The 21,947-nt window shown below is 57.8% G+C and carries 18 protein-coding genes; 4 read left to right on the top strand and 14 right to left on the bottom strand.

All coding sequences use genetic code 11. The features are described 5' to 3' along the window. Positions 1–30: 30 nt before the first annotated feature. The 8 genes from lpdA to DS906_RS20910 form a co-directional block, all read right to left on the bottom strand. Positions 31–1,761 carry a dihydrolipoyl dehydrogenase gene (lpdA, locus tag DS906_RS20945; protein ID WP_113791996.1) on the bottom strand — a complete coding sequence of 577 codons (1,731 nt, stop codon included), beginning with the start codon at positions 1,759–1,761 and terminating at the stop codon, positions 31–33. A gap of 11 nt (positions 1,762–1,772) precedes the next feature. Beyond that, positions 1,773–3,020 carry a dihydrolipoyllysine-residue acetyltransferase gene (aceF, locus tag DS906_RS20940; protein WP_113791995.1) on the bottom strand — a complete coding sequence of 416 codons (1,248 nt, stop codon included), beginning with the start codon at positions 3,018–3,020 and terminating at the stop codon, positions 1,773–1,775. A 27-nt stretch (positions 3,021–3,047) separates the two neighbouring features. Further along, positions 3,048–5,702 carry a pyruvate dehydrogenase (acetyl-transferring), homodimeric type gene (aceE, locus tag DS906_RS20935; protein ID WP_113791994.1) on the bottom strand — a complete coding sequence of 885 codons (2,655 nt, stop codon included), beginning with the start codon at positions 5,700–5,702 and terminating at the stop codon, positions 3,048–3,050. Positions 5,703–5,740: 38 nt separating this feature from the next. After that, positions 5,741–6,463, bottom strand: coding sequence for an acetoacetyl-CoA reductase (phbB, locus tag DS906_RS20930; RefSeq protein WP_113791993.1), 723 nt, complete (start codon positions 6,461–6,463; stop codon positions 5,741–5,743). A 234-nt stretch (positions 6,464–6,697) separates the two neighbouring features. After that, positions 6,698–8,395: a D-lactate dehydrogenase gene (gene dld, locus DS906_RS20925; RefSeq protein WP_113791992.1), complete on the bottom strand. Its 1,698-nt coding sequence runs from the start codon at positions 8,393–8,395 to the stop codon at positions 6,698–6,700. After that, positions 8,392–9,579: an alpha-hydroxy acid oxidase gene (locus DS906_RS20920; RefSeq protein WP_113791991.1), complete on the bottom strand. Its 1,188-nt coding sequence runs from the start codon at positions 9,577–9,579 to the stop codon at positions 8,392–8,394. The genes dld and DS906_RS20920 overlap by 4 nt, the downstream gene beginning before the upstream one ends. Positions 9,580–9,591: 12 nt before the next feature. Continuing rightward, on the bottom strand, positions 9,592–11,655 hold the full coding sequence (locus DS906_RS20915) for a TRAP transporter large permease subunit (RefSeq protein ID WP_113791990.1): 2,064 nt from the start codon (positions 11,653–11,655) through the stop codon (positions 9,592–9,594). Between the two features lie 115 nt (positions 11,656–11,770). Then, positions 11,771–12,820: a TRAP transporter substrate-binding protein gene (locus DS906_RS20910; protein ID WP_113791989.1), complete on the bottom strand. Its 1,050-nt coding sequence runs from the start codon at positions 12,818–12,820 to the stop codon at positions 11,771–11,773. Positions 12,821–13,171: 351 nt separating this feature from the next. Between DS906_RS20910 and DS906_RS20905 the strand changes: the two genes are divergently transcribed. Then, positions 13,172–13,954 carry a FadR/GntR family transcriptional regulator gene (locus DS906_RS20905; protein WP_113791988.1) on the top strand — a complete coding sequence of 261 codons (783 nt, stop codon included), beginning with the start codon at positions 13,172–13,174 and terminating at the stop codon, positions 13,952–13,954. 20 nt (positions 13,955–13,974) lie between these two features. Here DS906_RS20905 and DS906_RS20900 read toward each other — a convergent pair whose 3' ends face one another. The 6 genes from DS906_RS20900 to DS906_RS20875 are packed head-to-tail and all read right to left on the bottom strand — an operon-like array spanning position 13,975 to position 18,707. Beyond that, the gene (locus DS906_RS20900) at positions 13,975–14,787 is read right to left on the bottom strand and encodes a TonB family protein (RefSeq protein WP_113791987.1); all 813 of its coding nucleotides are present in this window, start codon (positions 14,785–14,787) and stop codon (positions 13,975–13,977) included. Beyond that, positions 14,784–15,179, bottom strand: coding sequence for a biopolymer transporter ExbD (locus tag DS906_RS20895; RefSeq protein ID WP_113791986.1), 396 nt, complete (start codon positions 15,177–15,179; stop codon positions 14,784–14,786). Before DS906_RS20895 ends, DS906_RS20900 begins: the two co-directional genes overlap by 4 nt. After that, a complete protein-coding gene (locus DS906_RS20890; protein WP_255415436.1) occupies positions 15,176–15,547 on the bottom strand; it encodes a biopolymer transporter ExbD in 372 nt (123 codons plus the stop codon). The genes DS906_RS20895 and DS906_RS20890 overlap by 4 nt, the downstream gene beginning before the upstream one ends. Continuing rightward, positions 15,537–16,181 (bottom strand): MotA/TolQ/ExbB proton channel family protein, encoded by a 645-nt coding sequence (locus tag DS906_RS20885; RefSeq protein WP_233494876.1) that lies wholly within the window; start codon positions 16,179–16,181, stop codon positions 15,537–15,539. The genes DS906_RS20890 and DS906_RS20885 overlap by 11 nt, the downstream gene beginning before the upstream one ends. Before the next feature lie 28 nt (positions 16,182–16,209). Next, positions 16,210–16,656, bottom strand: a complete 447-nt coding sequence (locus tag DS906_RS20880) for a hypothetical protein (RefSeq protein ID WP_113791983.1) — start codon at positions 16,654–16,656, stop codon at positions 16,210–16,212. Positions 16,657–16,676: 20 nt separating this feature from the next. Further along, the gene (locus tag DS906_RS20875) at positions 16,677–18,707 is read right to left on the bottom strand and encodes a TonB-dependent receptor domain-containing protein (RefSeq protein WP_233494875.1); all 2,031 of its coding nucleotides are present in this window, start codon (positions 18,705–18,707) and stop codon (positions 16,677–16,679) included. 233 nt (positions 18,708–18,940) lie between these two features. Between DS906_RS20875 and DS906_RS20870 the strand changes: the two genes are divergently transcribed. Genes DS906_RS20870 through DS906_RS20860 form a run of 3 tightly spaced genes read left to right on the top strand, consistent with a single transcriptional unit; the run spans position 18,941 to position 21,944 of the window. Next, complete coding sequence (locus DS906_RS20870; RefSeq protein WP_113791999.1) at positions 18,941–19,996, top strand: hemin-degrading factor; 1,056 nt, start codon at positions 18,941–18,943, stop codon at positions 19,994–19,996. Then, positions 19,996–20,871 carry a hemin ABC transporter substrate-binding protein gene (locus DS906_RS20865; RefSeq protein WP_113791982.1) on the top strand — a complete coding sequence of 292 codons (876 nt, stop codon included), beginning with the start codon at positions 19,996–19,998 and terminating at the stop codon, positions 20,869–20,871. Before DS906_RS20870 ends, DS906_RS20865 begins: the two co-directional genes overlap by 1 nt. Further along, positions 20,868–21,944 carry an iron ABC transporter permease gene (locus DS906_RS20860; RefSeq protein WP_233494874.1) on the top strand — a complete coding sequence of 359 codons (1,077 nt, stop codon included), beginning with the start codon at positions 20,868–20,870 and terminating at the stop codon, positions 21,942–21,944. The genes DS906_RS20865 and DS906_RS20860 overlap by 4 nt, the downstream gene beginning before the upstream one ends. Positions 21,945–21,947 lie beyond the last annotated feature (3 nt).

The following is a 21,947-nucleotide window of genomic DNA, read 5'->3' as shown; positions in this document are numbered from 1 at the left end:
CTCGGTGTGCCTATCTTCATCGCCATGATCCTAGCTGCGTTTCTTGGGCGGGATGAGATCGGTGATCGTGCCCTCGAACATCTCGGCCGCGAAGTTCACTGTCTCGCTCAGCGTCGGGTGGGGGTGGATCGTGTGACCAAGATCGACCGCGTCCGCCCCCATTTCGATGGCCAGAGCAGTCTCGGAGATCAGATCACCGGCGTTGGTGCCGACGATGCAGGCACCCACGATGCGCTGATCCTGTGGATCGAACAGCAGCTTAGTGATGCCTTCGGATCGGCCATTGGACAGAGATTTGCCCGACGCGGCCCACGGGAACACGCCTTTTTCGACCTTGATCCCCTTGGCCTTGGCGTCGGTCTCAGTCAGGCCACACCAAGCCACTTCCGGGTCGGTATAGGCGACCGAAGGGATCAGTTTCGCGTCGAAGAACCGCTTGTGACCGGCGGCAACCTCGGCTGCAACCTTGCCTTCGTGCACGGCCTTGTGCGCCAGCATCGGCTGGCCGACCAAATCGCCGATGGCGAAGATATGCGGCACGCCGGTGCGCAATTGGTTGTCCACGGCGATAAAGCCACGCTCATCCACCGCGACCCCGGCTTTTTCGGCGTCGATCAGTTTGCCGTTGGGTTTGCGTCCCACGGCCACCAGAACCTTGTCGAACGTGTCGGTGAAGCTTTCGCCCTTGTCATCCTCGAACGTGACCTTGAGGCCCTTCTTTAGCGGTTCAATCGCTGTGACCTTGGTCTTGAGGAAGATGTTTTCGTACCGGCCCTTGATGCGGGTCATCAGAGGTTTAACGATATCCTTGTCCGCACCAGGGATAATCTGATCCATCAGCTCGACCACGGTGATGTCCGAGCCCAGCGCGTCATAAACGCAAGCCATCTCCAGACCGATGATGCCGCCGCCCAGAACCAGCATCCGCTTTGGAACATCCGCCAGTTCCAGCGCACCTGTCGAGTCAATCACGCGGTCGTCATCATGGGGGATGAAGGGCAGCTCAACCGGTTCAGATCCCGCCGCAATGATGCATTGGTCAAAGGAAACCGTTGTCATCCCGTCATCGCCCAGGACCTCAATCATGTTCGGACCCGAGAAGCGACCATAGCCACGCACGATCTGGACCTTGCGGCCCTTGGACAAACCGTCCAAACCGCCGGTCAGTTTGCCGACAACGCTGTCTTTGAAGGCGCGCAATTCGTCCAGGTCAATCTTGGGCTTGCCAAAGCTGACACCATATGCGCCCATCTCTTCGGCCTCGGTGATAACCTTGGCCACGTGCAACAACGCCTTCGAAGGGATACAGCCCACGTTCAGGCAGACACCGCCCAGCGTCGGGTTGCGCTCGATCATGACAACCTTTTTGCCCAGATCGGCGGCGCGGAAGGCTGCGGTGTAACCACCGGGGCCCGAGCCCAGCACAACCACTTCGGCATGCACATCGCCCTGCCCGACTGAAGCGCCGGTGGCGGCCACAGCCTGAGGGGCGGCAGGTGCCTCGGCCGGGGCGGCCTCGGGTGTTGCGCCTTCGGCGGCTTCCAAAGTCAGGATCAGCGCGCCTTCCGAAACATTGTCACCTTCGGCAACGGCAATCGAGACGACCTTGCCATCGGCGGGGGACGGAACCTCCATCGTGGCCTTTTCGGATTCCAGTTCGATCAGCGGGTCTTCGGCGGCGACGGTATCACCAACCGAGACCAGAATGCTGAGCACGGGCACATCGGAGAAATCACCGATATCGGGTACTTTGACGTCCATCTGATCTCTCCTCACCACATCAACTTGCGCATATCGCCCAACAGCGTCTTGAGCGTCACACAAAAGCGTGCCGCCAAGGCGCCATCAACGGCCCGGTGGTCATAGCTGAGCGACATGGGCTGCATCAGGCGCGGCACGAATTCCTCGCCATTCCAGACCGGTTCCATTTTCGAGCGGGTCAGGCCCAGAATGGCCACCTCGGGCGCGTTGACGATCGGGGTGAAATGGGTGCCACCGATACCGCCCAGCGACGAGATCGTGAACGTCGCACCCTGCATGTCGTTCGATTTCAGCTCACCTGCACGCGCCTTGCCCGACAGCTCCATCAGATCCTTGGAGATCTCGACAATGCCCTTGCGATCCGCATCCTTGATTACCGGAACAACCAGACCGTTCGGCGTATCCGCCGCAAAGCCGATATTGTAGTAGGATTTGCGGATCAGCTTGTCGCCATCCGGGTGGATCGACGAGTTAAACTCCCAATGCTGTTTCAGCGCATTGACCGAGGCCTTGACCACAAAGCTCAGCAATGTGACGCGGTAACCTTCTTCCTTGGCCATCGTGTCCATTTCCTTACGGTACTTGTCCAGCTCGGTGATATCGGCCTCATCGTTATGGGTGACATGCGGGACGTTCAGCCATGACCGGTGCAACGCGGGACCAGACAGTTTTTTGATCCGAGGCATTTCCACGTCTTCGACCGGGCCGAACTTTGAGAAATCAACAACCGGGATCGGCGGGATGCCCATGCCACCCGATGCACCTGCAGCAGCCGGAGCGGGCGCAGTCGTGGATTTGAGGACCTTGGTGACGTCCTCGCGCAGGATACGACCCTTGCGGCCCGAGCCGTTGACCTTGGACAGGTCAATGTCCAGCTGACGGGCAAAGGCGCGCACCGATGGCGAGGCATGGGCCTTGCCGAACCCTTGGTCCATCACCGGCGCCGCCGGTGTGGCTGGCGCGGGGGCAGCAGCAGGTGCAGGTGCGGCGGTGGGCGCGGCCTCGGCCGGGGCGGTAGGTGCCCCCTCGCCTTCCAGCAGCAGGATCAGCGCGCCTTCAGATACGTTGTCGCCCTCGGACACTTTGATTTCCTTGACGACACCCGCGGCGGGGGACGGAACCTCCAACGTGGCCTTGTCGCTTTCCAATTCGATCAGCGGGTCCTCGGCAGCGACGGTATCACCGACCGAGACCAGGATGCCGATCACCGGGACGTCCGCGAAATCCCCGATATCCGGGACTGTTACTTCGATTGCCATGTCTATGTCTCCTCGTGCCCCGTGGCCTTAAACCAACCGGGGGTTCGGCTTGTCGCCGTCGATTTCATATGTCTTGAGCGCCTTCTCGAGCTCGGCCTTGGTCACCGCACCTTCGCGATACAGATCGACCATTGCCGCCGCCGCGATATGATTGGCATCGACCTCGAAGAACCGGCGCAAGTTCACCCGGCTGTCCGAACGGCCATAGCCATCCGTGCCCAGCACCGTGTAGCGGCCCGGCACAAAGGCGCGGATCTGCTCGGCGTAGTTCTTCATGTAGTCGGTGGCCACGATGACCGGACCTTTGGCCTTTGAAAGCTGCTGGGTCACGTAAGGCACACGTTCCTCGGCCAGCGGGTCCAGACGGTTGGCGCGTGCCGCATCCTGCCCGTCGCGGGCCAGTTCGTTGAACGAGGTCGCCGACCAGATATCCGACGTCACGCCGAAATCCTTCTTCAGCAATTCCGCCGCTTTCATCGCCTGCACCAGAATGGTGCCCGAGCCCATCAGGTTGACGTGCTTCTTGCCCGGCTTCTTGGTTTCCTGGAACCGGTACAGCCCCTTGATGATCCCCTCTTCCGCGCCCATCGGCATATCGGGGTGCGTATAGTTTTCGTTCATCAGGGTCAGGTAGAAATAGATATCTTCCTGATCACCATACATGCGCTGCAGACCGTTCTGGATGATCACCGCGACCTCATAGCTGAAGGTCGGATCGTAGGTGATGCAGTTCGGAATGGTGCCCGCAAGAATGTGGCTGTGGCCATCCTCGTGTTGAAGACCTTCACCGTTCAGCGTCGTCCGACCAGCTGTACCGCCCAGCATGAAGCCCCGCGCACGACTATCACCAGCCGCCCAGGCCAGATCACCGATGCGCTGGAAGCCAAACATCGAGTAGTAGATGAAGAACGGGATCATCGGTACGCCGTGATTGGAATACGCAGTCGCCGCTGCGATCCAGTCGGCCATGGCCCCGGCCTCGTTGATGCCTTCCTGCAGGACCTGACCGTTGGTTGTTTCTTTGTAGAACATCATTTGATCAGCATCTTCAGGGGTATAGTTCTGACCCGACGGGTTGTAGATCCCGACCGAGCGGAACAACCCCTCCATTCCGAATGTCCGGCTTTCGTCCGGCACGATCGGCACCACGTTCTTGCCCATTCCCTTGTCACGCAGCAGCGTAGTCAGGATGCGGACAAAGGCCATTGTGGTCGAAATCTCGCGATCACCGGTGCCCTTCAGTTGAGCTTCGAACTTGGAAAGCTCGGGGATTTCCAGCGCTGGTGCATTACTGTCGCGTTTGGGAAACTCACCGCCCAAAGCCTTGCGCCGGTCGGCAAGATAAGCCTTTTGCGCGTTGTTCAACGACACAAACGGCGCGTTGGGCAGGTCTTCGTCGCTGACCGGGATCTGGAAGCGATCACGGAACGCGCGCAACTGATCTTCGGCCAGTTTCTTTTGCTGATGGGTGGTATTCTGTCCCTCACCAGCCGAGCCCATGCCGTAGCCTTTGACGGTTTTCACCAGCAGGCAGGTTGGCGTGCCCTCGTTCTCGGTCGCGCGTTTGAATGCGGTATAGACCTTTTCGGGGTCGTGCCCGCCCCGGCGCAATGCCCAGATCTGATCGTCGGTCCAGTCTTCGACCAGAGCAGCGGTTTCCGGGTATTTTCCAAAGAAATGTTCGCGGATGTAAGCGCCGTCTTTCGACTTGAAGGTCTGGTAGTCACCATCGACGGTTTCATCCATCAACTGACGCAACCGCCCGCTGGTGTCTTTTTCCAGCAGCTGATCCCAGCCCTTACCCCAAAGCAGTTTGATCACGTTCCAGCCCGCACCGCGGAAATCGCCCTCAAGCTCTTGCACGATCTTGCCGTTGCCCCGCACCGGACCGTCAAGACGCTGCAGGTTGCAGTTGATCACGAAGATCAGGTTATCCAGGCCTTCTCGCACGGCCAGGTCAATCGCACCCCGGCTTTCGGGTTCGTCCATCTCGCCGTCGCCCAAGAAGCACCACACCTTACGGTCGGCCATGTCGATATGACCCCGGTTGTGCATGTATTTCATGAACCGCGCCTGATAGATCGCCATAAGTGGGCCCAAGCCCATCGAGACCGTCGGGAACTGCCAGTAATCCGGCATCAACCACGGGTGCGGATAGCTGGACAGCCCGCCGCCATCGACCTCGGAGCGGAAATTTTCTAGCTGCTCTTCAGTGATGCGCCCTTCCATGAAGGACCGGGCATAGATGCCGGGGATCACATGGCCCTGAAAGAACACCAGATCGCCGCCGTGGATCGCCGATTTCGAACGCCAGAAATGGTTGAGGCCCACGTCATACATAACGGCAGATGATGCAAAGGAGGCAATGTGGCCGCCATACTCACTGCTGACTTTGTTGCGTCGCACAACAGTGGCCATGGCGTTCCAGCGGTTGATCGTACGGATGCGCCACTCCATCTCAGGATCGCCGGGAAAGGCGTACTGATCATCAACCGGGATGGTGTTCTGATAGGGCGTCGTCGCCGAAAACGGCAGCGTCGCCCCGGCGGCGCGGGCTTTTTGCACGGCTTTGTCCAACAGGAAATGCGCACGGTTCGCACCATCGCGTTCAATTACGTCTTCGATGGCGTCCTGCCATTCCTGACTTTCTACCGGGTCGATATCGGGTTCGAGGTCTTTCATTGGGCAGGTTCCTTTCTCAAACTGTGTCCCGTGGGGTGTCAGACGAAGAATTGTGCGCCGTTGACGGAAATTGTTGAGCCGTTGACAAACCCGGCGTCATCCGAGGCCAGGAAGGCTACACAGCGTGCGATTTCATCGGGTTCACCCAGCCGTCCCGCCGGGATTTGGCCGATAATGGCCTCGCGGACCTTTTCAGGCACGGCCATGACCATCTCAGTGGCGATATAGCCGGGGCAGATGGCGTTTGCGGTAATGCCTGCGCGCGCGCCTTCCTGTGCCAGAGATTTGACGATTCCCAGATCACCCGCCTTGGTGGCGGCATAGTTGGCTTGCGCAAACTGGCCTTTCTGGCCGTTGATAGAACTGATGACAATGACACGGCCGAACTTACGCTCGCGCATACCGGGCCAGATTGGGTGGATGGTGTTGAACACCCCGGTCAGGTTTGTGTCTATGACATCTTTCCACTGCTGGGGCGTCATCTTGTGGAACGGCGCGTCGCAGGTAATCCCGGCGTTGGCGACCACAATATCGATCGATCCAATCTCGGTCTCGACTTGCGCGATCCCGGCGGCTGAGGCTTCGTAATCTGCGACATTCCATTTGTAGGTTTTGATGCCGGTCTCGGCAGTGAAGGCAGCCGCCTTTTCGTCATTGCCGGCATAGGTCGCGGCAACAGTATATCCTTCAGCTTTCAACTTTCTGGAAATCGCTTCGCCGATACCCCGGCTACCGCCGGTTACAAGTGCAGTTCGTGTCATCTCTAATCCCTCCAATTAGTCAGTGACTTTGACCTAACTTGCAGTGTTACGTAGCGTAATTTTTTACCACCGGATAGGCCTGAACGGAATAGCAGCTATGCGTTTCAGGAAAGGTTTAATATTAAACTACCTGAAATTTTACCTTTAAAATACTTCCTTTACAAAGAGTTTCCGGAGTGTTTACGCAACCATTTCGGTCAACACGCAAAGGATGGCACGCGATTACGGCCACGGTCACCGGGGCTTGTCGCCAGCATAATCCCGGAACCTCGACATTTTACCGATCCCGGGGTTAAAGGAATTAGTTGGATCGCAGCGCCTGTAATGCGCTGCCAGATCCGGCTTGGCCTTGTAGAGGTGACCGACATTGTGCTCGGCCGGATATTCGGCCCCGCGCTCATCAAGTATCCGAAGCATCGCAGTCTTGATCGCCTTGGGATCGCATCCCTTTTTGATGATGTAATCCTGGTGCATCACGTGGCACATCAAGTGGCCGTAATAGACTTTGCCAACCAACTGATCGGTGATCTCAGACGGCAGCGTTTCGAACCAATCACGATCATTGCGACGCAGCGCGATATCCAGCGCCAGTATCTCTTCGACTTCGTCTGAATGGACATGGCCATACCGCACGGCGGCACCCGCAGCAGCAAATCGATGCAACCCGGCGATCTTGGCCTCACGCGGAGTGCAGGTGACAAACTCGGCGCTGCGGGAACCAAAGAATTCGGGAAGAAACGCCGCCGCCTCTTCGATACCGCTGTCATGCATCTTCAGAATGAGGTGGTGTTCATACTTGTCACGATACTCATACAAGAATTTCGGCAAATGCTCGGCCCAGAGGTTTGAAGCAACCTGCATGAACTTGTCGGTGAAGCCCCGCGTCAGGAAAAACTTGTTCAGACGCGAGTCCACCGCACCCTTCATGGCAAAAAACATCGGTAGCCGGTCGGTCCCCAGTTTGTCGATCATCACCAAAGTGTCTTTGCCGTATTTCGCAGCGATGTCGAAACACTCGCGATGCATGTATTCGGCTGAGACTGGCAGTGTTTTGAAATGCGTCAGGATATGGCGACGCAAGTCGGTAAGGTCAGCAGGGTCGTTTGTACCGATGTAAAAGACCTGCTCACGCTCATAGGTCGGGAAGGTATCAAGCCGCACTGCGAATACCGCCAGTTTGCCCGCACAGCCGGACACTTCGTACAACAGCCGTTCGTCATTGTTGTAACGCGAGGGTGTTTCCGCATCCACATCGCGCAAAATCTCAGTGTAACCCGGATCGGACGCATTGCGGCCTTCGGGCGCTGGGGCGTTCCTGTCGAAATCCCCGGCTTCAACCCGGGTTAGGATTTCCTCTGGGGTGTCGCCCAAATCCAGTCCCAGATGGTTCACCAGTTTCAGCGTCCCATCCGCGGCGATCTGGGCAAAAAGGGCAAGCTCACTATAGCTGGGTCCACGCTCGCACAGGGAACCGCCGGAATTGTTGCAAACCCCACCCACGATCGAGGCACCAATGCTGGAGGACCCGATTACCGAATGGGGCGCACGCCCCAGTGGCCTTAGCTGCTTCTCCAACTCAAACAGAGACGCGCCCGGTAAGCTAAGAACCTGCTGACCGTCTCGCAAAAGGTGCAGGGCTTTCATCCGACTGACATTAATCAGCACAGCGTCACGGTCGTAACCGCCTTTGGGTGTAGACCCTTCGGTCAGGCCAGTATTGGACGCCTGCATGATGACGATCTTGTCGGCGGCGACGCAGGCCTGCAGGACGTGCCACAGTTCCAGCAAAGCGCCGGGTCGAACGACGCAGAGTGCCTTGCCCTCACCCGATCTGAACCCCCGGCGGAACCGCTCGGTCGCGCGTTCGCCTTTTAGCACATTGCGGGCGCCGACGATGGCGCGAAATTTGGTCATGAGGGCTTCGTTGGTCATGCCGCGTTCCGATGTGCATTGCCCGGACTGCTCGCTGGATCACGGGAGCGCAGGTTGGCGCGCGTCAGCTGATCGATCCGCGTAACGCCCATCAGCTTCATGTCGCGCTCGATTTCGGCCCGCATCAATCCCAGTGCCCGTTCGACGCCCAGCTGACCAGCGGCAGCCAATGGATACAGATAGTGCCGCCCTACCCCGACCGCCCTGGCCCCAAGCGATAACGCCTTGAGCACATGGGTTCCGCGCTGAATTCCGCTGTCCATCATCACGTCCAGCTTGTCGCCGACGGCATCCACAATCTCGGCCAACTGATCGAACGGCGTGCGCGAGCCGTCCAACTGACGACCGCCGTGGTTCGACAGGATGATGCCGGTACACCCGATCTCAGCCGCGCGCCGCGCGTCTTCGACGGTCATGATGCCTTTGAGGCAGAACTGGCCATCCCACTCACGCACCATCTCGGCCACATCATCCCAGTCCATCGACGGGTCCAACATGTCAGTGAAGTAGCCACCGATCGAACTGGCGCCGCCGCCCATATCCACATGTTCGTCCAATTGCGGCAGGCGGAACCTCTCATGCGTGACATAGTTGATGCCCCACATCGGCTTGATCGCAAACTGGATCATACCGCCCAAAGTCAGGCGAAACGGGATCGAGAAGCCTGTGCGCAGGTCACGTTCGCGATTGCCGCCGGTGATACTGTCGACGGTCAGCATCATGACCTCGACACCCGCCTCTTTAGCGCGCTGCATCATGGCAGAGTTCAGGCCGCGATCCTTGTGGAAGTAGAATTGATAGACCTGCGGGTTCTTGTGCTTCTGGCGCAATTCTTCCAACGAAACAGTGCCCAGCGACGAAACCCCGAACATGGTGCCATACTTCTCGGCGGCCGCGGCCACGGCGCGTTCGCCCTGATGGTGGAACAGGCGCTGCAAAGCCGTCGGCGAGCAATAAATCGGCATATCCAGTTTTTGCCCCATCACGGTGACCGACATGTCCACGTCCGTCACCCCACGCAGGACCGATGGCAGCAGGTCGCACCGATCAAACGCCCGTGTGTTTTCGCGGTAAGTCACCTCATCATCCGCGCCGCCATCAATGTAGTTAAAGATCGGCCCCGGCAGGCGGCGCTTGGCCAATCTGCGGAAGTCCTGAAAGTTATGACAATCCTTCAGACGCATGACTCTTCCTCCTTAATAGGCGACGGATGGCAGCCAGGTGGCGAGTGTGGGCCACAGGAAGACAAGAGCCAGTCCGGTCAATTGCAGCAGGACAAATGGGATGATGCCCTTATAGATATGCGTCAGCTTTATCTCTGGCGGGCAAACGCCCTTGAGATAGAACAAGGCAAAGCCAACGGGTGGGGTCAGGAAGCTGGTTTGAAGCGTAACTGCCACCAGGATCACGAACCAAACCAGTGCCGGTTCATCCAGTACTCCAAAGCCGGGAACATCGATGCCCAGACCGTTCACGATGGGGCGCATCAGCGGCAGCACGATCAGCGTGATCTCGATCCAGTCCAGAACAAAACCCAGCAGGAAGACGATGAACAGGATGAAGAGGATCGTGCCGTTCGCCCCAAAGCCGGTGGACTGCACCACGTGTTCGATCAACTCATCTCCGCCCAACTCGCGCAGGACATAAGAGAATACTGTTGCGCCAAGGAAGATCGCGAAGATGTAAGCAGTGGTGTTGAAGGTCGAGACCAGCACATTCCACAGCTTGGCGAATGTCAGCTTGCGATAGCCCAGCGCGAGCAGCGCGGCACCCAGTGCACCGATGCCCGAAGCCTCGGTTGGCGTCGTCAACCCGGCAAAGATCGAACCCAGTACCGCAAGGATCAACAACAAGGTTGGGATAACGGCAAACAGCACGTCCTTGACGGCAGCCCAGTCGGGGGCTTTTGCGCCCTCGGGCGCAGGGGCCGCATCGCGTTTGACCAAGGCGAGGATAAAGATGTAAGTCAGGTAGAGGCCACCGATGATGACACCCGGAAAGACCGCGGCCATGAACAGATCACCTACCGACAAAGCCATCTGGTCGGCCATGATCACCAGCATGATCGACGGCGGGATCAGGATGCCAAGCGTACCCGAGGCCGAGACCACACCAGCAGCCAAGGTCGGTTGGTATTTCTGCTGCATCATCGACGGCAGTGACAGAACGCCCAACAGCACCACGGATGCACCGATGATACCGGTTGAGGCCGCCAGAATGATCCCGATCAGCGTGACCGTGATCGCCAAGCCGCCACGCACCGTACCAAACAAGCGCTGCATCGAGGACATCAGGCGTTCAGCCACACCGCTTTCGTCCAGCATCAGGCCCATGAAAATAAACATCGGCAGCGCAACCAAAACCGCGTTGGACATGGTCGCATAGACCCGGTTCACCACCGCACCTAAGGTCAGATAATCGAGCCCCGTAAAGGTGCTCTCAAGCCCGGTCCACAGCATCAAATCGTTGTCGAACAGATAAGCCAGACCACAATAGGCAACGCCCACACCCGCCAGAACCCAAGCCACCGGATACCCGGTGAAAAGCAGCGCAATGAACGTCAGGAACATCGCGATGACCAGCTTTTCCTCGGTCGTTTTAACCAGGAAGGTCAGGCCAATACAGACCGCGGCAAATACGGCCAGCACCAGAAGGATCCGGCGCAGGGGTGCGCCCTCGCGCTCTGAGGCGGGCCCGTACATCAGCGCATGCCCGTCATGGATCAATCGCGCCAGCGCGGCCAAGCCCAACAGAACAAAACTGATCGGAATGACCGCCTTGAAAGCCCAGCGCGCAGCCAGGCCGGTGGGGCTGTCCGAACGCTCGCTGACGCGGAAGCTTTCGTAGAAATAATCATACCCCTGGTCGATCATCAGATAGATGAATGGGGTCAACAGAGTCAGGATGCCGATCACTTCGATCACACGCTGCGCCCGGCGGGACAGTTGCATGTGCAGGACATCGACGCGTACATGGCTGTCTGTGATCAAGGCATAGGATATGCCGATCATCGTGACGATGCCGTAGAAATGCCACTGAATCTCGTCCAGTTTGGGATAATTCTGGCTGAACAGGTAGCGCAGCGAGACCTGACTGAAGATCGCGGCCATCAAGAGGACATTGGCCCACATCACCACATGCCCGACGGTTTTCACGCCTGTATCAATGGCGACTGCTATTTTCTGACGGTCGGAATCAGGATGTTCCAGGATGCCTTCATAGGCTTCGACTGGGTCACTTAAGTTCTTTTGCGTGGCCATGGGTAATCCTCGCTCAGCTGACCGGCGCGAGCGCGGTCAAGGGAATGCAGGTCTAAAATCCTGATAATGTCCGAGGCGGGGGAGCCCGCCGCCCCGGACGCGTCAGTAAGTCAGATTACTGACGGGGGAGGAACGCGTTTGTTTTCCACAGGTCATAGCCATCGCGGAATTCGTTCATGTCGGCCAGAACCTTGGCGAAGAAGGCGTCGTTGGCGGCCTCTTCGGCAGCAACGTCTTCCCAGGTTGCGCGGAATGTATCCAGCATCTCGGGCGACCATTGCTTGATGGTGACGCCATTGTTTTCAACGTTGTCGATCAGGGCCGCATGTTGGATGGCTTCGCCTTCGGCAAAGCTGTCGGCCATTGATGCCTTACAGGCGTTTTCAATGATCGCCTTGTGCTGCTCGCTGGTCTCGTTCCAGACATCCTTGTTGATCATCAGCTCGAACACGGTCGCCTGCTGGTGCCAGCCAGGGAAATAGTTGAACTTGACCAGTTTGTGAAAGCCCAGACGCGCGTCGATGGCAGGCATCGAGAATTCAGTCGCGTCGATGGCGCCTTTTTCCAGCGCAGGGAAGATTTCACCACCCGGCAGCAGCGAAGTCGCCACGCCCAGTTTCTGCATGACTTTTCCACCCAGACCGAAGAAGCGCATCTTGAGGCCACTCAGATCTTCAGGGGTGTTGATCTCGGTCGCGAACCAGCCCGACGTTTCAGGGGCGATAACCGCGCAGGGGATGACGTGGACGTTATAGCCCGCTTGGTCATACATCTCTTGGTACAGCGACATTCCGTTGCCGTAATACAGCCACGCCATGTATTCGCCCGCCTCAGGGCCAAACGGAACCGCCGAGAACAGCGGCGCAGCCGGGATTTTACCTGCCCAGTAACCAGCGGTGGTGTAGCCCGAATTAATCTTGCCAGTCGACACGGCATCCAGAATTTCGAACGGCGGGACCAGTTTGCCCGGCTCGTAGACCTTCATCTTCAGTGTGCCGCCAGACATCAGGTCAAGCTGCTCGGCAACACGAGGGATCGGGGAACCCAACCCTGGAAGCTCGGTCGAGAAAGCAATCGGGGTTTTCAGCAGCAGTTTGTCAGCAGCAACCGCAGGTGCCGCCATCAGGCTGGCAGCCACGGCAAGGCTCGTCAGGGTCTTTTTCATGAAATCTCCTCCAGGGTCGGTCAGACATGGCGTCCGATGAATTTGTGACGCGAGATCTTCCTACGCCCACACTGGTAAATAAAGTTGACCAAACATTTCAGTCAACAACTTTATTTACCATTGGTTCGATCACTATTTGCCTAGAGATGACCCAGATCGCCTAAACTTAAGAAGATCTCTGCTGAAGGTACTCAGGCAAGTGTTTCGGCATTTCTTGTTTACTGTTAAACAGTTGCGAACCAGAATATCCGAAAAATTGACCCGCTAAGTCAGCTATTGAAAAACATACACTCAAAGGTTATTTTTCTTTACCAAAGGGGTTTTGAATCTTCTTCAAAAAGGCATACCACGATGAATACGACAGCGATTTTCGAACCGATCGGGCACGAATCACTCTCGGATGCAGTGGTGGCTCAGATTGAAGACCTGATTGCTTCGGGCATTCTCAAGCAGGGTCGCAAACTGCCATCGGAACGCGATCTGGCAGAAACCCTTCGTGTCTCCCGCCCCAAACTGCGTGAGGCGCTGGCGGTTCTTGAAGAACGGGGTTTGGTGACGACACAGCATGGTGAAGGCACTTTCGTAGCTGCGTTGACCGGCAGCGCCATGCTCCCTGCCCTGTTGGCGCTTTACGAACGCCATGAGCCCGCTTTTTTCGATTATCTCGAATACAGGCGCGAACAGGAAGGCTTTGCCGCTAAGCTCGCCGCGCGACGGGCGACCAAAGCGGATAAGGAACGGATCACGGATATCCTGGCCGAGGATGAACGCGCCTGGCGCGAGAAGGATGCACTTGCATCGCGCGAGGCTGACTTTGCGCTGCACGCCGCGATTGTGGACGCCAGCCAAAACGCGACGCTCATCCACATGATGGCTTCGATCTACGAGCTCACGCGCCAAGGCGTGTTTTATAATCGTGACTTCCTTAAAACCATCGACGGCACAGGCAAGCTGTTGATGGAGCAGCATCGCGAACTGGGAATGGCGGTCATCGCAGGCGACGAAGCACGTGCGGAAAAGGCTGCGTATGACCACATCGACTTTGTTGAAGAGTCCTTCAAGCTTGGCATTGAAAGACGCCGCCGTGAGGCAATGGCCGAAAAGCGCCGCCTTCTGTCTGATTCAAAACTCTGATCGGGCAGCGCAAGTTGTTTTTACTTCCCAACGATCTCAATCATGTAATCACGACGGGCTGCGGCAGGTGGTGACTGAAACGGCGCTGCCGCGCGTACCTGCGCAAGTGCCACCTGATCCAGTCGTTTCGACCCCGAGCTGCGCTTGACGGTGACACTTACCAGCGTCCCATTGTCACCAATACGAAAACTCACCAGCACCGCACCACGAATATTGACGGTCTTACGTCGGGCACGGGTGATTTTGCGCATCACGTGCCCTCTGTAATTGCTGACCTCAGCGTTACCCTGCCCAGCCGCTATGGAACTTGTCTTTTTGGCCGTCTCAGCACCTTTGCTGGTTTTTCCCGATACATTGCCTTTTCTGGCGCTCTTTTCAGAATTCCCTGCCTGCGACGCAACCTGATCGACCTTTTGTTTGGTCGGGTCCGCCGGTTTCACGGCTGGGGTTTTCGCGACGGCTTCGGTCTCTGACGGCACTGCTTCTTGCGCTTCGGTGGATGCTTGTCGATGGGTCACCGCGACGGCCGCTTTGCTGTCGGCGACAGTATGCTTGATCGCCCTGGGAACTGACGCCCGGGCTTGAGAGGTTGGGCTGACCGCATTTTGTTGCTGTGTCGGTGCGACGGTCGGTTGATGTGCAGTAGCGGGCGCCGAGGCGGTGGCCCCGGTCACATAGTCCTTGAAAGCATCCCCCAGCGCAGCAACCTCGCCCGACCCGCCACCTTCGACAAGCACCGGTTCACCTGCGGAAAAGTCATGCAGGGCAAGAACATGGGTGGCTGCGGCCAGCGCCAAGGCCGCAACAGCTACGCCACGAGATCTGGGTATCATTGCAAACCCCTTTCTGTGACCACGTACACCCTTTTTGCACCCAGCGCGCGCAAGGTATCACTGACCTCTTTCAGCCGAACAGCAGGCAAAGCCCGGTCCGGCACAACGCGAACATCATCCAATGGCAGGTTGATCGACGCGCGTTCCACATATGCATCAACACCGGTCAGTTCGGCGCCCCGGTACTCCAGCGTCCCATCGCTTCGAATGACCAACGCGTCGGGTGGCTCACGACCGTCCAGATCGCTGGTTTCCACAAGCTTCACCGATTTGCTCAGCGGCGGTGCAAGCGTGCCTGCGATCATGAAAAAGATGAGCATCAGAAAGACGACATTGATCAGCGCGATCGTTGGCTCTCGACCCTGTTTTGCCTTGCGTTTGAGTTGAATCATCCGATCACCTGCGGGCGCAAATGGTCGATGCCTTTCAGCACCGAAAGCAGATCAATCAGCTGTTGCGAAGTTGCGTTCTGTCCAAGACTGATCAACGCGGTCTGAGGCTTATCGGTCGCCATCACCGTGGCCATGTCTTCGAACGCGGCAAGCGCGCCATCAACCAGAATCCGGTCAGCCTCGAGTTTGACAAAGCGGATCACCCGGTCAGTTTTCGCACCTCCGGCTGCGGCAGTGGCAAATTCGATTTCGCCATACTTGGAGAACGTCGACGTCAGCATAAAGAACAGCAACAGCAGAAAGATGACGTCAATCAAGGATGTCATCGACAAGCGCCTGCGCCGTCTTCTGCGGACGTTAAGTGCCATGGGCGAAAACCGGCTGCGGGGTTTGATCAGCCACTGGCGCGTCTTCAGCATAGCCCGGTGCAAACACAGTTCTCAAAGCGCGGTTGGCAAAGGTACGCTCTCGGTTCATGCGGGCCTCAAACCAAGTCAGAACCATCGAGGTCGGCATGGCGACCGCAAGGCCGGCGGCGGTCGTCAACAGGGCCACCCAAATACCACCGGCAAGCAGCGATGGATCAACGGAATTGCCCGCGCCCTGTAGGGTTTGGAACGCCTCGATCATGCCCAATACGGTCCCGAAAAGCCCCAGAAGCGGTGCAAGTTGGGCGACCATATCCAAGACGTTGAACCCTTGCTCAAGTTGGGCAAACCGCGCTTCGGCCTCGGCGTCGGTACGCTCGGACAGGGTGCGATCCTCACCAGACAAGGCCATCGCGATTACCGGGGCAAGGTAGCTGCGACTTTTGCCCAGATGCGCCCTTGTCTCGGCAAAGTCCCTGCGATCCCAGGCCTGAATAGCCCGCGAAAGCTCAATATGACGACCGACACCTGCGGCGCGAAACTGCCAAAGCTTGTACAGAACCAACGAAAGCGTTGCGATTGAGGTCAGGATCAGGATGGCAACAACCGGACCGCCCAATTCCAGAATTTCCATTACTTTTCTTATGACTGCGTCCATAACCTCACCCGATCACTTCCGTTTCAAGACGGCTTGTGAGCGTAAGCCCGGACATGCAGGCATCGGTCATGTCAGATTGTGTCACGCAATCCTGCACGCCGTTGATCAGTATTCGGCTGATCTGATCGCAGGCCATGTCGTTGAACTGGAACTGCCGTACACGGGGCTTGCCCGAAGGCAGCTCGGCAAAGTCCAACAGTGTCAGCAGGGCCACCTGACCTTCTGCGCCGAAAAGGACGGTCTCATAGACCGCGCCTTCAATATCGATGTCATAGGCGTTTTCAGCGACAAAGCTTAGCAAACAGCTTTCACCCTTTGCCTCGGCGCTGCTGAGCTCGATTGATACGCCGCCGGGCTTTTGCGTTTCCTCTGCGCCGGCAATCCCTGCCCCCAAAAATGGGAGCAGGGTCAGCAGGACCACCCGAGCATTTCTTTTGATTGTTGTCTGCATGACTGGTCCTTTCGTATGGATCAGAAGGTTTTGGCCAGAGTCAGCTTGAAGTTCCGGCCCGGTGAGTTGCGGGTCGAAAGGTTCGGCAGATAGTTCTTGTCAAAGATGTTCTCGACGCCTGCGCGAACTTCGAAACCCTGAAACGCGCCTTCCTGCGGCAGATAGGTCGCGCGCATGGTGTTCACGCCATAGCCAGCAACCGGATCTCCGCTGGAATCGGTGCCGGATTTGGCGCCGAACAGCTCCCAGCTGACGTCCAGAGTTTCGCCAAAGCGTTTGCCGACTGTTACCCGCGCCGAGTCTGTCGGCTCGTTCCGCCATGGTGAGTCCACGCCAAGCGAGCTGGTTTCAGTCCCTTTGACGATGTTTGCGTTGAAGTCGACATAATACCCAGCCGCACTGGCATAGGATGCCTCGATTTCAACGCCCTTGGTTTCAACTTCCTGCAGCGGGCGCGAAGGCCGGCCAGATACGTAAGACGTAATGTCCCACAGATCTGTCTTGTAGAAATTGACCTTGGCCCGGACCACATCGCCTGCAGCAAGTACATCGCCACGGTTGTACGAGAACCCTGCTTCCCATGTGCGCGATTTTTCAGGTTGGGTCATGTATGCTGGCGTGCCCAGATCGTCGATAATCGGCAGGTTTTCCGTGTATGCCCCACTGCCGAACACGGCAAAACCGCTGGCAAACTCGTACCGTGCAGACAAACCGCCCATCAGCGCGTTGTTGTCATAGCTTTCATTGCGCGGAGCCGGTGCATCACCGTCGCCTTTGATGTCCTGCGTCTCGTACCGGATCGCCGGAGTGATGGTCAGCTGATCGCCGATCTGAATATCGTCCACGGCAAACAGTGCGACACGTCGGTCGGTGCCACCGGGGGCCGAGGGCGCGTCTAGACGCTCGCGATTGATGAATTCGATCCCGGCGCGCAGGTCGTGCGCGGCGACGCCGGTTTGGAAGTACGACGTATTCTTGATCGTCAGCTTCGTGGTTTCATAGTTGTGCGTCGCGTCAGCCAGCCCACGAATGCTTGGGAAGAATGGCGTTCCTTCCAGGCTTGAGGACCCGGGCACGTAAGAGCTGTCAATCTCCTGCTCCGAGTAGCTGAGGTTCACGTCCAGATCGATTAGGTCGTTGCCCGCCGGACGGTATTGATACCGCAGAATGCCGATTTTTGTTTCGATGTCGCGGTCTACGTTGCCGAACGAATCCGAGGTCGTGCCGAACGAGTCATACGGAACATCGCGTTCTTCTGACGTCGACTGATTATAGGACGCGGTGATTGAATGCTCGAGATTGTCGCCAAAGCTGTACTTTCCCTTGGCCAACAGCGACGGCAGCGTGAACGCGCTGTTGCCAATCGTGTCCCCGTTACCATCCTTCTGATCGTCCTGATCACGATAGGTATAGTTGAACAGGAACTCGGTCTGGCGGTTTGGCTGCCAGGCCAGGATCGTGGACGACGCAAAGCCGTTCCCGTTGGAATACCCCTCGAACGTTTGTCGGAGCCGGAAGCCCGGCTCACCACCAGTGAAGTCCGACGCGTCCTTGGTTTCCAACTGAACCACGCCGCCCACAACGCCCGAGCCGTACTCGAACGAGCCTACTGTGCCGCGAATGACTGAGACGCTTTTGTATAGCTGCGGATCCGTGAACAACTGGTTGCCGATCCGATACAGCTCTTCCGCGCCGGTTGTCGCCCCATCGACAAGGATCAGCACTTTCTGGTCGGTCCCAAAGGTGCCGTTGGCACCGAACCCACGGATATTGATCCCCGACCCTTGCGGTGTTGAGCCGTTGACCAGCGTCACACCGGGCACCGTGTCAATCAGTTCTGCGACGGTGTTGGCCTGACGGTCGTTGATCTCTTCCTGATCAATATTGGTGACCGGCACGGCAGTATCCGTCTGGATTTCCCGCTTGCTTTCGCCCAGTTCCAGCGTGCCCAGGAAGCCTTCATCCTGCTCCTGCGCCGAAGCACCAGCCGCTACCATGCTCAGGCACGACACCGTACCAAGCAACCCCATCTTTTGAATACGCGAACGCATTTCTGTCCCTTCGAAATTTTAAGAGGACCGGAAATGCTTGCTCCGCGCTGGCTTGGTCAGTCTTTTATGATTTTTGGAATCGCCTTTTTTGGCGACTTGTGCTCGTTAATAAAGTTGACTAAAACAGTCAACATAAATTCCTGGTCGTCCTTACGACCGTCGCCAGCAGTTCATCGCGTTCACCGGTGACCGTGCCAGCCCAACACCCATGACAATCGAAGATGGAAAAACCCATGACGGAACAGGTGCTTCTGGCCCCGGATCAAATTCGTGCAGCCTATGTTGAAAACACCGGAAAACGTGACCGCGACTTGGCGGAATCACTCGGAATAACCGAAGGTCAACTCGTTGCGGCGTTTGCGGGTATCGACGTAACGCGGCTTTCGGCAAGCCTTGATGACATCTTCCCGATGCTCAACGGGCTGGGTGAGGTCATGGCGCTGACGCGCAACCCCTCCTGCGTCATTGAAAAGGTCGGCCAATACAACAACTACCATTCAGGTGCGCATGCTTCGATGGTTCTGACCGAAGAGATTGACCTGCGCATGTTCCCCGGCCATTGGGTCCACGCCTTTGCCATCGAACGTGAAACGGACAAAGGGACAAAGCGATCCATTCAAGTCTTTGATGCAGCCGGGGATGCGGTGCACAAGATCTTTCTGCGCGATGGCTCTGACCTGAACCACTGGGACGAACTTGTTAGCAAATTGAAGGTAGATGACCAATCCCAGACGCTGGTTGTTGAGCCGCGAAAGCCAACCGAGGCCGCCAAGGTGAACACCGACAAGGTCGAACTTCTGCGATCCGAGTGGGCCAAGATGACGGATACACACCAGTTCCTGCGCCTGACCTCAAAGCTAAAGATGAACCGATTGGGCGCTTACCGCGTCGCCGGTGAACCGCTGGTTCGCGCGCTTGAACCGGCAACGGTTTCCCAAATGTTCGAACAGGTCCGGGACCAGGGGCTTGAGGTCATGGTCTTTGTCGGCAACCGGGGGTGCATCGAAATTCACGGTGGGTCGGTTGAGACGCTTAAACAGATGGGTCCGTGGTTCAACGTGCTTGATCCGCGTTTCAATCTGCACCTGCGATCAGACCATATTGCCGAGGTTTGGGCCGTGACCAAACCCACCCAACGCGGTCCCGCCGTTTCAGTTGAGGCCTTCGATGCCGAAGGTAGTCTTATTCTGCAGATATTTGGTCGTCGTTCAGGTGAGAACGATCACCGCCCGGTCTGGAAACAACTGGTGGCAGGCCTTCAATCCAAAAAAGAAACCGAGGTGGCGTGATGAGCCCCCTTTGCAGGTTTTCATCGGTCGTCGCGCTAGCCAGCGCGGTGATCGGAACATCAGCCATCGCAGCAGATGAACCAGAACCCAACCGCATCATCGCCATCGGCAGTTCCGTGACCGAGATCGTGTATGCCCTGGGTCAGCAGGACCGCCTTGTTGGGCGGGATCGGACCTCAACCTACCCGGTTGATGTGCTGGACCTGCCCGATGTCGGCTATATTCGCGCACTGTCCCCCGAAGGGGTCTTGTCGGTCAAACCCGACCTGATCGTGGCTTTAGAAGGGTCCGGGCCACCTGAGGCTGTCGAGGTTCTCAGAGAGGCCGGTGTGCCCTTCGTCTCGATCAGTGAAGACTATTCACGCGACGGCGTGGTGGAAAAAATCCGGGCTGTCGGGGCCGCGCTGGGTGTTGACGAAGCCGCGGAAGAGCTTGCCGCTCAGACCGGTGCCAAGATTGACGGGGCCCATTCGAATGCAGTTGATGTTTCGGTGGGCGGCACACCCCGGGTTCTGTTTGTCCTGTCAGCTCAGGATAATCGCATTATGGTTGGCGGCGCGGACACGCAGGCAGACAGTATCATTCGTCTGGCTGGCGGCGTGAACGCAGCTGGCAACGTATCGGGTTTCAAACCCATGACACCCGAAGCGATCGCCACAACCGCGCCAGACGTGATCCTGATGATGGATCGGCAAGGCAACCACATCACCGCCAATGAAGACCTGTTTGCCATGCCAGCCATCAAGCTGACGCCCGCTGGACAGAAAAAACGTCTGATCCGCATGCAGGGGGCTTATCTGCTGGGCTTTGGTCCCCGAACGGCCGAGGCGATTGCTGATCTGTCGGCGGAATTGCAGAGAAAAAGCGGCTCATGACCCTTGCAATGGATCACGATGGGCTCAACGTGGCTGCCCTCGACCGCCGCGTGACGGCGCGCCGGGTCACTCTGGCCCTTTTGGCGCTGTTGGTCTTCACCAGCATCTGCAGCATCTCGGTCGGCGCGTCGGACGCATCCGTTCGCGCAGCATTCGCAGACCTGATTGCAGGGCGGGACATTTCGGACCTCGACCGGATCGTCCTGTGGGATATTCGACTGCCCCGGCTGGCCATGGGGATTTTGGTCGGCGCTGCCCTGGCCGTCTCCGGCGTGGTGATGCAGGGCCTGTTTCGCAACCCTTTGGCTGACCCCGGAATTGTGGGCGTCAGCGCAGGTGCCGGTCTGGGCGCGATTTCCGCGATCATCCTCGGTGCGTACCTGCCCGCCTCCATTCTGGCCTGGGTCGGTAATAGCTTGGTCGCCGTGGCGGCATTTCTGGGCGGGTGGACGTCCGTTTTGCTGCTCTATCGCGTTTCAACACGAGGCGGGCAGACATCGGTTGCAACCATGCTGTTGGCAGGGATCGCATTGGGTGCGCTGTCGGGCGCTGTGTCCGGGGTTCTGGTCTACATGGCCGATGACCAACAGCTGCGCGACCTGACGTTCTGGGGCATGGGCTCGCTGGCCGGCGCAACATGGACCAAAGCAGCCACGGCCGCTCCGATCATCTTGATTTCCGTGTTCACGGCCCAGTTCCTTGCCCGTGCGCTGAACGGCATGGCGATGGGCGAAGCTGTGGCACAGCACATGGGCATCCCGGTTCAGCGCAGCAAGAACATCGCCATTCTGGCCGTGGCCGGCGCAACCGGAGCCGCCGTTGCCGTATCCGGAGGCATTGGCTTCATCGGTATCGTTGTGCCGCATCTGCTGCGGTTGGCGACCGGACCGGACCACCACCGCCTGTTGATGAACTCGGCCCTGTTAGGGGCTAGCTTACTGCTGTGTGCCGACATGATCAGTCGCCTGATCGTGGCACCGGCCGAACTGCCGATTGGCATCGTAACTGCAATCTTAGGCGCACCGGTCTTCCTGTGGATTCTGCTGCGGCGTCACGGAACAATGGGAATGTAAGTG

It is taken from the genome of Ruegeria sp. A3M17 (assembly GCF_003318255.1).
Classification (GTDB): Bacteria; Pseudomonadota; Alphaproteobacteria; order Rhodobacterales; family Rhodobacteraceae; genus Ruegeria.
Note: the sequence above shows the minus strand (reverse complement) of the source record. Positions and strands in the feature narration are given on the sequence as shown.